Origin of the sequence: Noviherbaspirillum sp., from assembly GCF_036846085.1 — a bacterium.
GTDB lineage: Bacteria > Pseudomonadota > Gammaproteobacteria > Burkholderiales > Burkholderiaceae_D > Noviherbaspirillum.
The window spans coordinates 1-10,605 of the sequence record NZ_DAIUCO010000185.1 but is presented as its reverse complement, the minus strand read 5'-3'; the positions used below and the strand labels follow the sequence as shown (position 1 = coordinate 10,605).

The window sequence follows — 10,605 nt, the reverse complement described above, 5'->3', positions numbered from 1 at the left end:
TCAGCCTCACCACTCCTCGGTCAGCTCCCCTCCCCCTCCAGGGGGAGGGTTAGGGTGGGGGTAGTGAGGTTGAGCAATTGCATGCTGCAACGCGACGTCACTACCCCCATCCCAACCTTCCCCCTGAAAGGGGGAAGGAGCTCTACAGAGGTGTCATAGACCCGGACGGCGATTTTCGCCTCGACCAAGCCCGTCTTGCGAATTGCCTCCACGCAGCAACAACGACCGCTTCTCCTTTGAACGCCCCACCCTCAAAAAGTCCCCGGATAATTTCCGCCGTCCAGCAATATATTCTGCCCGGTCATGTACCCCGCATGCACGCTGCACAGGAACGCGCATGCAGCCCCGAACTCCGCCGGGTTGCCGAAACGCTGGGCCGGAATCTGCTGCCGGCGCGCCTCGAACACCTGCTCGATGGTCTTGCCGGACGCGCTGGCCGACGCGCCGAGCGTTTTCTTCAGGCGGTCGGTATCGAACTGGCCGGGCAGGAGATTGTTGATGGTCACATTGTGCGCAACGGTCTTGCGCGCCAGCCCGGCGACGAAACCGGTCAGGCCGGAGCGCGCGCCGTTGGACAGGCCAAGGATATCGATCGGCGCCTTGACCGCACCGGAAGTGATGTTGACGATGCGTCCGAAGCGGCGTGCGATCATGCCGTCAACAGTCGCCTTGATCAGCTCGATCGGCGTCAGCATGTTGGCGTCGAGCGCGGCGATCCAGTCATCGCGCGTCCAGTCGCGGAAATCGCCCGGCGGCGGGCCGCCTGCGTTGTTGATGAGTATGTCGGGCTGCGGACAGGCGGCGAGTGCTTTCGCGCGGCCGTCCGGCGTGGTGATGTCGCAGGCCACCGCCTGGACCATCGCACCGGTTGCGCGGCGAATCTCTTCCGCGGTGTTTTCCAGTACATCGGCGGTGCGCGCCACCAGCGTCACCTGCACGCCTTCGGCCGCCAGCGCTTCGGCGCAGCCGCGCCCCAGACCCTTGCTCGCGCCGCATACCAGCGCGGTCTTGCCCTTGATTCCAAAATCCATGTCTTCTCCTAGGTTTTCTTTTTCGACAGCAAATAAATACCGCTCAATACCAGCGTGGTGCCTGCCAGCTGGATGGCGGTGATCGGTTCGTCCAAAATCAATGCGCCCATAAACAGGGTCGATACAGGTCCGACCATGCCGGCCTGCGAGGTCGTCGCCGCGCCGATGCGCTCCACCGCGACCATCGTCAGGAACACCGGCAGCACCGTGCAGAACACGGCGTTGATCATGGACAAGCCATACACCGGCATCGGCTGCAGCAGCTCGGTCGGCGGACGCAAGAGGAAGAATTGCACGATGCACGCGACGCTGGACACGCACATCGCGTACGCCACCAGCCGCATGGCGCCGACCCGCGCCACCAGTTCGCCAGACATGAGCAGGTACAGCGCATAGGTGATCGCGCTGGCCAGCACCAGCGCAGTGCCGAGGGCGACATTGGCGCCGCCGCTCCTGGCGTCATGCAGCAACACCAGGACGGTACCGAGATAGGCGGTGCCGAGTGCCAGCCATTCCACCAGGGAGATTTTTTTCTTCAGGAAAAAGAAGGAGATCAGCAGGACGAACGACGGTGTCAGGAACAGGATCAGCCTTTCCAGTCCGGCCGAGATGTATTGCAGACCGAGGAAATCCAGGAAGCTCGACAGGTAATAACCAAGCAGGCCGAGCATGACGATCCTGACGCGGTCGCTGTTGCTCAGTGGGACCGCGGTGCGCGCCTTCCAGATTGCGACGAAGGCGAAAAACGGCAGCGAAAACAGCATGCGGAAGGCGATGAGCGTGACAGCATCAACCTGATAGCGGTAAATCAGCTTGGCGACGATTGCTTTCGCGGAAAAGAAAATTGCGCCGACGATGGCGATGGCAAGGCCGGCGAGGAATGTTTGCCTGGCGGAGGATTGGATTGCGCTGGAAGTCATCCCCCGATTGTACGACGGGCCGCAATTGCGCACATTGCGCCGCTCCCGGCCCGGTCTTCCAGCTTGGCGTACGACAAAAGCGGCGCTTATCGCTCGCTTACCGCTTCTTGATGATGGAGCCCAGCACGCCGCGGATGATCTCGCGCCCGACCGTCGAGCCGATGCTGCGGGCCGCCGACTTGACGACTGCCTCGACCACCGTGTCCTTGCGTCGCGACCCGCTGCCGCCGGACCCGAACAGCCCGCCCATGACATTGCCGAACATGTCGCCCATCGAGCTGCCGGACGATGCGCCGCCCTCCTCGGCGGCAGGCTCAGGCTGCTGCGCCCGCCCGGATCGCGACGCGGCTTTGTCCGGCGCGGCCTGCTTGACCACCCGTCCCTTGAGCTTTTCATGGGCGGATTCCCGGTCCACCGTGTTTTCGTACACCCCGGCCACCACCGAATTGGCCAGGCATTCCTTGCGCTGCTCGTCGCTGATCGGCCCGAGCTGGGAGGCCGGCGGGATGATGAAGGCGCGTTCCACCATGTGCGGGCGGCCTTTCTCATCCAGGAAGGAAACCAGCGCTTCGCCGACGGCCAGTTCGGTGATGGCTTGCGCGGTATCGAGCTGCGGATTGGGCCGGAAGGTTTCCGCCGCCGCCTGCACCGCCTTCTGGTCGCGCGGCGTGAAGGCGCGCAATGCATGCTGCACCCGGTTGCCGAGCTGGCCGAGGACCGTGTCGGGAATGTCGAGCGGATTCTGGGTAACGAAATACACGCCGACGCCTTTCGAGCGGATCAGTCGCACCACCTGTTCGATCTTCTGCAGCAACGGTTTCGGCGCCTCATCGAACAGCAGGTGCGCCTCGTCGAAGAAGAACACCAGCTTCGGCTTGTCCACATCGCCGACCTCGGGCAGGTCCTCGAACAGTTCCGACAGCATCCACAGCAGGAAAATGGCGTACAGGCGCGGCGAGTTCAGCAGCTTGTCGGCTGCCAGGATATTGACGACGCCCTTGCCGTTGGCGTCGGTTTGCATGAAATCCTCGATGTTGAGCATCGGTTCGCCGAAGAAGCGGTCGCCGCCCTGCTCGTCGATCGACAGCAGCCCGCGCTGGATGGCGCCGATGCTGGCGGCCGAGATGTTGCCGTATTCGGTCTGGAATTCCGATGCATTCTCACCCACATGCTGCAGCATAGCCCGCAGGTCCTTGATGTCGAGCAGCAGCAGGCCGTTGTCGTCGGCGATCTTGAACACGAGCTGCAGCACGCCCTGCTGGGTGTCGTTCAGGTTCAGCATGCGCGCCAGCAGCAAGGGGCCGAGATCGGAGATGGTGGCCCGTACCGGATGGCCTTTCTCGCCGAACACATCCCAGAATGTCACCGGACAGCCCTTCCAGGCAGGCTCGTCCAGCTTCAGCATGGTCAGGCGTTCCTTGATCCGCCCGCTCGGCGTTCCCGGCATCGCGATCCCGGACAGATCCCCCTTGACGTCGGCCATGAATACCGGCACGCCGATGCCCGACAAGGCCTGCGCCAGGGCCTGCAGGGTCACGGTCTTGCCGGTGCCGGTGGCGCCGGTGATGCAGCCGTGCCGGTTGGCGAGGCTAGGCAGCAGGGCCAGTTCCTTGTCCTGGTTCTTGGCGATCAGTAGTGGATTGGGCATGGGAGTGGGTACTTTCTGGGAGATTTATATGGGTATCGGTATGGTAAACTTCCGGCTTGTATCCGAGCGGCGAACTATTTTATTTCGGACCATGCAAAATGGCCAAAATTCCAATCTGGCGGTTCCACACTGACAGCGCCGCCGAAATCTAGCATACCCCACATCCGAAAGATCTCTCATGGCTGGACATAGCAAATGGGCCAACATCAAGCATAAAAAGGCCGCCACCGATGCCAAGCGCGGCAAGATCTGGACTCGCCTCATCAAGGAAATCACGGTTGCAGCCCGCATGGGCGGCGGCGATGTCGCCGCCAATCCCCGCCTGCGCCTCGCGGTCGACAAGGCGGCCGACGCCAACATGCCGAAAGACAACGTCGCCCGCGCCATCCAGCGCGGCACCGGCGGCCTCGACGGCGCGAATTACGAAGAAATCCGCTATGAAGGCTATGGCATCAACGGCGCGGCGATCATCGTCGATTGCATGACCGATAACCGGGTGCGCACCGTGGCCGAAGTCCGGCATGCATTTTCCAAGCACGGCGGCAACATGGGCACCGAGGGATCGGTTGCCTTCCTGTTCAAGCATTGCGGGCAGTTGCTGTATGCGCCCGGCACGGATGAAGATGCGCTGATGGAAGCGGCACTCGAAGCCGGCGCGGAAGACGTGGTGACGGACGACGAGGGCGGCATCGAAGTCATTACGCCGCCGCATGATTTTTCAGCCGTCAAGGAATCGCTTGAAAAGGCGGGCTTCAAGGCGGAAGTGGCGGAAATCGTGATGAAGCCGGCAACCGAAACCGAATTTACCGGCGACGACGCGGTCAAGATGCAAAAGCTGCTCGACGCGCTGGAGAATCTGGACGACGTGCAGGAGGTCTATACCAATGCGGTCATCGAACAGTGACTGCAGAAGCCACTGCCCGTCGTACCGGATGTGCCGGATGTACCGAATTACCCAATGTCGTGCAGGCCCATACGCCTGCACGACCTACACAGATCGTTAATCCATGAAAATTCTCGTAGTCGGTTCAGGTGGCCGCGAACATGCCCTGGCCTGGAAGCTTGCGCAATCCGAACGGATCCAGATGGTGTACGTCGCCCCGGGCAACGGTGGCACGGCAGCCGATTCGCGCCTGAAGAACGTCCCGATCACCGATCCGGCGTGGCTGGCGCAATTCGCGATCAAGGAAAACATCGGCTTGACGGTCGTCGGTCCCGAAGTGCCGCTGGCGGCCGGCATCGTCAATATCTTCCGTGACCAGGGACTGAAGATCTTCGGTCCGACGAAGGAAGCCGCGCAACTGGAAAGCTCGAAGGACTTTGCCAAGGCGTTCATGAAACGCCATCGCATCCCCACCGCCGACTACCAGACCTTCTCCGACGTGCAGGCGGCGCACCGCTACATCAACCTGAAAGGCGCGCCGATCGTGATCAAGGCCGACGGCCTCGCCGCCGGCAAGGGCGTGGTGGTGGCGCTGACCATCGACGAAGCGCGTTCCGCAGTGGACATGATGCTGTCGGACAATAAATTGGGCGACGCCGGCGCGCGGGTGGTGATCGAGGAATTCCTGAACGGCGAGGAAGCCAGCTTCATCGTGATGGTGGACGGCAAGAACGTGCTGCCGCTGGCCACCAGCCAGGACCACAAGCGGCTGAAGGACAATGACGAAGGTCCGAATACCGGCGGCATGGGCGCCTACTCGCCGGCACCCATCGTCACCCCGTCGCTGCATGCGCGCGTGATGCGCGAGATCATCAACCCGACCGTGCTGGGCATGATGAAGGACGGCATTCCCTTCACCGGCTTCCTCTACGCCGGCCTGATGATCGACGCACGCGGCAATCCGAGGACGCTGGAATTCAACTGCCGGATGGGCGATCCGGAAACGCAACCGATCATGGCACGCCTGAAAACCGATCTGGTCGGCGTGATGGAGCACGCGGTGAACGGTACGCTCGACGCGGTCGAACTGGAATGGGACCGCCGCACGGCGCTTGGCGTCGTGCTGGCCGCAGGCGGCTATCCCGACGCGCCCCGCAAGGGCGATGCCATCTCCGGCATCCCGGACGAAACCCCGGACTGCGTCACCTTCCATGCCGGCACCGAATTGAAGGATGGACAACTTGTGACATCGGGCGGCCGCGTGATGTGCGTGGTCGGCCTCGGGGACAGCGTGCGTATAGCACAGAAGCATGCCTACGACACGGTGGACAAGATCCGTTTCGACGGCATGCAGTATCGAAGGGATATCGGCTGGCGGGCGTTGAAGCGGCCGGGGTGAACATTCCCCCAAAGACTGCCCATACCAAGCCAGGTTGACGCAGCCACGAAGCAGTTTTCATCTTGCGCGGATCGCGCTGGCGCTTTCAACGTCCTCGCCTCGCTGGAGCAGTGCTCCAGCCTTTTTTGCCTTCTTTTTGGCGAGGCAAAAAGAAGGTGGTCCGCCGGGGCCAGTCCCGGCTAGCCTCTTCGAAGAACCGCAAGCGTTGCACTACCGGAGACACTCCGTCGCTCTGGATTCTCCCTTGCAGGGCGCGTACTGGCTTGCAGGCTAGTACTGTTTTGCAGGCGGACAGCATGCTGTCCGAATTCCCTGCAAAACCCTGCGCGGGAATGACAGAGGGGAGTATTGCCGGAGACGCTCCGTAGCCATGGATTCGCCCTTGCATGGTCCGTACTGGCTTGCAAGCCAATACTGGTTTACAAGTGAACAGCATGCTGTCCGCCTGCAAAACCCTGCGTGGGAATGACAAGCCTCTACAAATGACAAGCCCTACAAACGGCAACTTAAATAGTGCCAACAATTCCGTGATCTTAAACACCACCCAAGTCAAAACTTACCTCCTCGACCTCCAATCCCGCATCATCCAGGCGATGGAAGAAATCGACGGCAAGCCCTTCATCAGGGACGAATGGCACCGCCCCGAAGGCGAAGGCCCGATCGCCGGGGGCGGCATCTCCCGCCTGCTCGAAGAAGGCAATGTCTTCGAACGCGCCGGCGTCGGCTTCTCGCATGTCAGCGGCAACAGCCTGCCGCCGTCCGCCGCTGCAAACCGCCCGGAAATCGCCGGGCGCAAGTGGGAAGCGATGGGCGTATCGCTGGTATTCCACCCGCGCAACCCGTATGTCCCCACCGTTCATATGAACGTGCGCTTCTTCAATGCGACGGAGGAAGGCAAGGACCCGGTCTGGTGGTTCGGCGGCGGCATGGACTTGACGCCCTACTATGGCTTCGAGGAAGACGCGACACATTTTCACCAGACCTGCAAGGATGCGCTGGCACCGTTCCGCGGTGACCTGTATCCGCGTTTCAAGAAATGGTGCGACGACTATTTTTATTTGAAGCACCGGAAGGAGCCGCGCGGCGTCGGCGGTATTTTCTTCGACGACTTTCATGCACTCGGCTTCGACAACAGCTTCGGGATGATGCAAAGCGTCGGCAACGGCTTTCTCGATGCCTACCTGCCGATCCTGCAACGGCGCAAGGACACGCCCTACGGCGAACGCGAACGGGATTTCCAGGCGTACCGGCGCGGACGCTATGTGGAGTTCAATCTCGTCTTCGACCGCGGCACGCTGTTCGGCCTGCAATCGGGTGGACGAACGGAATCGATCCTGATGTCGATGCCGCCGATCGTGAAATGGCGGTACAACTGGTCGCCGGAGGAAAACAGCCCGGAAGCAAAGCTGTACACGGATTTCCTGGTTCACAGGAATTGGGTATGAGCGCATGACCCGCCGCTGCATCGCGCTGCTGGGCGGTAGCTTCGATCCGGTCCATAACGCCCATGTCGCGCTGGCGAATTACTTCGCGAAACTGCTGTTCCCGGACGAGCTCCGGATCATACCGGCCGGCAATCCCTGGCAGAAGCAACCCTTGCACGCGAGCGCCGAGCACCGGGTTGCGATGCTCCGCCTTGCATTTGGCGGCTTTTCCATGCCGGTCAGCATCGATTCGCAGGAACTGCTGCGGCACGGACCGAGTTACACCGTCGATACGCTGCGTGCGATTCGCACCGAGGTCGGCCCGGAAACATCCCTCATGATGCTGGTCGGCGCCGACCAGTTGCAGCGTCTGCACACCTGGCATGGATGGCGGGAGCTGTTCGATCTTGCACATGTCTGCGCGGCATCGCGACCCGGATTCGGCCTTGACGCCATGGACCTTGCGCCCGAAGTGGCCCATGAGGTTGCGCGCCGCTCGGCAACACCCGACCAGATCCGTGCCACACCGCATGGACTGATGTTTTTTGCCGCGAATCTGGCAATCGATGTTTCCTCAACACAAATCCGCACTGCGCTGCACAGCGGCGATCAGCCTGTCTCGCTGATCCCGCCTGGGGTGCTAGACTATATAAAACAACATCACCTCTATAGAAACTAATGGATATCAAAAAACTGCAAACCCTGGTAATCGATGCGCTCGAAGACGTCAAAGGTCACGACATCCGCGCCTACGATACCGTGCATCTCACCAGCCTGTTCGACCGCATGGCGATCGCTTCCGGTACCTCGAACCGCCAAACCAAGGCACTCGCCGCATCGGTACGCGACAAAGTGAAGGAAAACGGCGGCACCATCGTCAGCATCGAAGGCGAAGACACCGGCGAATGGGTGCTAGTCGACCTGGGAGACATGGTGGTTCACATCATGCAGCCGGCGATCCGCGACTACTACCGCCTTGAAGAGATCTGGGGCGAAAAGGAAATCAAACTCGGCGCCGCCAAGCGGACCTCCAAGCGCAGCGCATCCGAAGACGCCAGCGAAGCGCCGGTACGAAAGACCACACGCCACATCGCCGCCAGCCAGACCACGGTGGATGAGGACGAACCGAAGAAGCCCGCCCGCAAGACGCCCGCCAAGACTGCTACCAAGACGGCCGCCAAGACCGCCAAGATACCGACCGGCGGCCGCGTCAAGGTAGCGACACCGAAAAGCGCTTCCGTCGCGCCGAAGAAAGCTCCCGCAAAAGCCCCGGCCAAGCGTGCGCCGGCGAGAAAAAAGGCTGCTGAATAACGTATTCGTTGCAGCAAAAAGTAACAGTGCTGGCAGGAGTGATGTGCGTGCAGAACAATGCAGGGGCAAGCGCATTGCAGGAACCGTCCTGCCTGTGCGGACGGTACGCTGCGGCGCAACCATTGCACAAGATTCCGATGCGGCTTCGCGTACCTGCTGGCGTGCCGCAGCGGGCCGCCCTGCAAACCTAGGCACGCCATGCAACTCGTCATCGCCGCAGTAGGCCACAAGATGCCCGCCTGGATCGAGGACGGGTTCAATGAATACGCCAAGCGCATGCCGCCCGAATGCCGCATCCTGCTCAAGGAGATCAAGCCGGTCGATCGCTCCGGGAGCAGGACGGCGGAAACGGTCATGGCACAGGAGCGCGTCAAGATCGAGGCGGCCATTCCCAAAGGCGCCCGCATCATCGCGCTGGACGAGCGGGGCAAGGATATTGCGACCGCTCAACTGGCCCAAATGCTGACCCAGTGGCAACAGGACGGCCGGGATGTTACATTCGTCATCGGCGGCGCTGACGGCCTGGATGCCGGATTCAAGGCATCCGCGGACATGCTGGTGCGGATCTCCAGCCTGACCCTGCCGCATGCCATGGTGCGGGTGATCCTCGCCGAACAGCTGTACCGCGCGTGGTCGATCACGCAAAACCACCCCTACCACCGAGTGTAGATATCGATGAAACCGGCAGACAACAAGATATACCTGGCATCCAAGAGTCCGCGGCGGCGCGAGCTGCTGCGGCAAATCGGGGTCGACTTCGAACTGCTGCTGCTGAGGGACCAGTCGCCGCGCGGCCCGGAAGTCAGCGAAGAAGTCCTCCCCGGCGAGAAGGCGGAAGACTACGTTACCCGCGTCACCCGCGAAAAAGCGGAGTACGCCTGCAGCACCATGCTATGGCGGCGCCTGCCGGTACGCACCGTGCTGGCAGCCGACACCACCGTGACGATCGACGGCCGCATCCTCGGCAAACCGGCCGATCCCACCGAAGCCGCCGAGATGCTCAGGGCGCTGTCCGGACGCACCCACCAGGTACTGACCAGTGTGGCGGTACGGCGCGATGAAACCACCCACCAGACACTGCAGACATCGGACGTGACGTTCGCGGTACTCACCGATGCGATGATCAAGGCGTATTGCGCCACCACCGAGCCGTACGACAAGGCAGGCGGCTACGGCATCCAGGGCATGGCGGCCGTCTTCATCCAGCACATCAGCGGCAGTCATTCGGGCATCATGGGCCTGCCGCTGCACGAAACCGCACAGTTGCTTCACCAGGCAGGCATCACCATCCTATGACCGAAGACATCCTCATCAACATCACGCCGCAGGAGACCCGTGTCGCGCTGATCCTGCAGGGGGCGGTGCAGGAACTGCATGTCGAGCGCACGCTGTCGCGCGGCATGGCCGGCAATATCTGCCTCGGCAAGGTGGCGCGGGTGCTGCCCGGCATGCAATCCGCATTCATCGATATCGGGCTGGAACGCGCCGCCTTCCTGCACGTGGCGGACATCTGGGAAGCGCGTCCGCATGACACGCCGTCAGCATCCCAGGCGGCACCGACACCGATCGAGAAGCTCCTCTACGATGGCCAGTCGATCATGGTGCAGGTCATCAAGGACCCGATCGGCACCAAGGGCGCGCGGCTATCGACGCAGATTTCGATTGCCGGCCGGATGCTGGTCTACCTGCCCCAGGATTCGCACATCGGCATCTCCCAGCGGATCGAGAACGAAGCCGAACGCGACATGCTCAAGGAAAAGGTCAAGCGGCTCGTCCCGACCGATGAACGCGGCGGATTCATCATCCGCACGATGGCCGAGGAAGCGTCGGACGCCGACCTGCAGATGGACATCGACTACCTGCGCAAGACTTGGGCCACGATCACGCAGCTGGCCAAGACCAAGCCCGCCCCCTCGCTGCTTTACCAGGACCTGAGCCTCGCCCAACGCGTGCTGCGCGATTTCGTCAACGATGACACCTCCACCATCC

General features: G+C 61.9%; 11 protein-coding genes. 8 read left to right on the top strand and 3 right to left on the bottom strand.

What is annotated here, in order from left to right:
• Positions 1 to 251: 251 nt before the first annotated feature.
• The 3 genes from V7080_RS18655 to V7080_RS18645 form a co-directional block, all read right to left on the bottom strand.
• Positions 252 to 1,031 (bottom strand): SDR family oxidoreductase, encoded by a 780-nt coding sequence (locus V7080_RS18655; protein WP_334189897.1) that lies wholly within the window; start codon positions 1,029 to 1,031, stop codon positions 252 to 254.
• An 8-nt stretch (positions 1,032 to 1,039) separates the two neighbouring features.
• A complete protein-coding gene (locus tag V7080_RS18650; RefSeq protein WP_334189896.1) occupies positions 1,040 to 1,951 on the bottom strand; it encodes a DMT family transporter in 912 nt (303 codons plus the stop codon).
• A gap of 97 nt (positions 1,952 to 2,048) precedes the next feature.
• Positions 2,049 to 3,599, bottom strand: coding sequence for a helicase HerA-like C-terminal domain-containing protein (locus tag V7080_RS18645; protein WP_334189895.1), 1,551 nt, complete (start codon positions 3,597 to 3,599; stop codon positions 2,049 to 2,051).
• A 178-nt stretch (positions 3,600 to 3,777) separates the two neighbouring features.
• On the opposite strand from V7080_RS18645, the gene V7080_RS18640 reads away from it, so the two are divergent.
• The 8 genes from V7080_RS18640 to V7080_RS18605 all read left to right on the top strand — a co-directional run.
• Entirely contained in the window at positions 3,778 to 4,503 is a 726-nt protein-coding gene (locus V7080_RS18640) for a YebC/PmpR family DNA-binding transcriptional regulator (protein ID WP_334189894.1), read from the top strand.
• A 103-nt stretch (positions 4,504 to 4,606) separates the two neighbouring features.
• Positions 4,607 to 5,881: a phosphoribosylamine--glycine ligase gene (gene purD / locus V7080_RS18635; RefSeq protein ID WP_334189893.1), complete on the top strand. Its 1,275-nt coding sequence runs from the start codon at positions 4,607 to 4,609 to the stop codon at positions 5,879 to 5,881.
• Positions 5,882 to 6,363: 482 nt separating this feature from the next.
• Complete coding sequence (hemF, locus tag V7080_RS18630; RefSeq protein WP_334189892.1) at positions 6,364 to 7,326, top strand: oxygen-dependent coproporphyrinogen oxidase; 963 nt, start codon at positions 6,364 to 6,366, stop codon at positions 7,324 to 7,326.
• 4 nt (positions 7,327 to 7,330) lie between these two features.
• Positions 7,331 to 7,984, top strand: a complete 654-nt coding sequence (locus tag V7080_RS18625; RefSeq protein WP_334189891.1) for a nicotinate-nucleotide adenylyltransferase — start codon at positions 7,331 to 7,333, stop codon at positions 7,982 to 7,984.
• Positions 7,984 to 8,616 carry a ribosome silencing factor gene (gene rsfS / locus V7080_RS18620; RefSeq protein ID WP_334189890.1) on the top strand — a complete coding sequence of 211 codons (633 nt, stop codon included), beginning with the start codon at positions 7,984 to 7,986 and terminating at the stop codon, positions 8,614 to 8,616. Before V7080_RS18625 ends, rsfS begins: the two co-directional genes overlap by 1 nt.
• Before the next feature lie 198 nt (positions 8,617 to 8,814).
• Positions 8,815 to 9,285 carry a 23S rRNA (pseudouridine(1915)-N(3))-methyltransferase RlmH gene (gene rlmH, locus V7080_RS18615; protein WP_334189889.1) on the top strand — a complete coding sequence of 157 codons (471 nt, stop codon included), beginning with the start codon at positions 8,815 to 8,817 and terminating at the stop codon, positions 9,283 to 9,285.
• A 6-nt stretch (positions 9,286 to 9,291) separates the two neighbouring features.
• Positions 9,292 to 9,912, top strand: coding sequence for a Maf family protein (locus tag V7080_RS18610; protein WP_334189888.1), 621 nt, complete (start codon positions 9,292 to 9,294; stop codon positions 9,910 to 9,912).
• Positions 9,909 to 10,605, top strand: a 697-nt coding sequence (locus V7080_RS18605; RefSeq protein ID WP_334189887.1) for a ribonuclease E/G, incomplete at its 3' end; no start/stop codon positions are given. The genes V7080_RS18610 and V7080_RS18605, both read left to right, overlap by 4 nt.

Coding starts and splice junctions, on each gene's coding strand:
- V7080_RS18655 (WP_334189897.1), bottom strand. CDS start 1,031: ATGGATTTTGGAATCAAGGGCAAGACCGCGCTGGTATGCGGCGCGAGC.
- V7080_RS18650 (WP_334189896.1), bottom strand. CDS start 1,951: ATGACTTCCAGCGCAATCCAATCCTCCGCCAGGCAAACATTCCTCGCC.
- V7080_RS18645 (WP_334189895.1), bottom strand. CDS start 3,599: ATGCCCAATCCACTACTGATCGCCAAGAACCAGGACAAGGAACTGGCC.
- V7080_RS18640 (WP_334189894.1), top strand. CDS start 3,778: ATGGCTGGACATAGCAAATGGGCCAACATCAAGCATAAAAAGGCCGCC.
- purD (WP_334189893.1), top strand. CDS start 4,607: ATGAAAATTCTCGTAGTCGGTTCAGGTGGCCGCGAACATGCCCTGGCC.
- hemF (WP_334189892.1), top strand. CDS start 6,364: ATGACAAGCCCTACAAACGGCAACTTAAATAGTGCCAACAATTCCGTG.
- V7080_RS18625 (WP_334189891.1), top strand. CDS start 7,331: ATGACCCGCCGCTGCATCGCGCTGCTGGGCGGTAGCTTCGATCCGGTC.
- rsfS (WP_334189890.1), top strand. CDS start 7,984: ATGGATATCAAAAAACTGCAAACCCTGGTAATCGATGCGCTCGAAGAC.
- rlmH (WP_334189889.1), top strand. CDS start 8,815: ATGCAACTCGTCATCGCCGCAGTAGGCCACAAGATGCCCGCCTGGATC.
- V7080_RS18610 (WP_334189888.1), top strand. CDS start 9,292: ATGAAACCGGCAGACAACAAGATATACCTGGCATCCAAGAGTCCGCGG.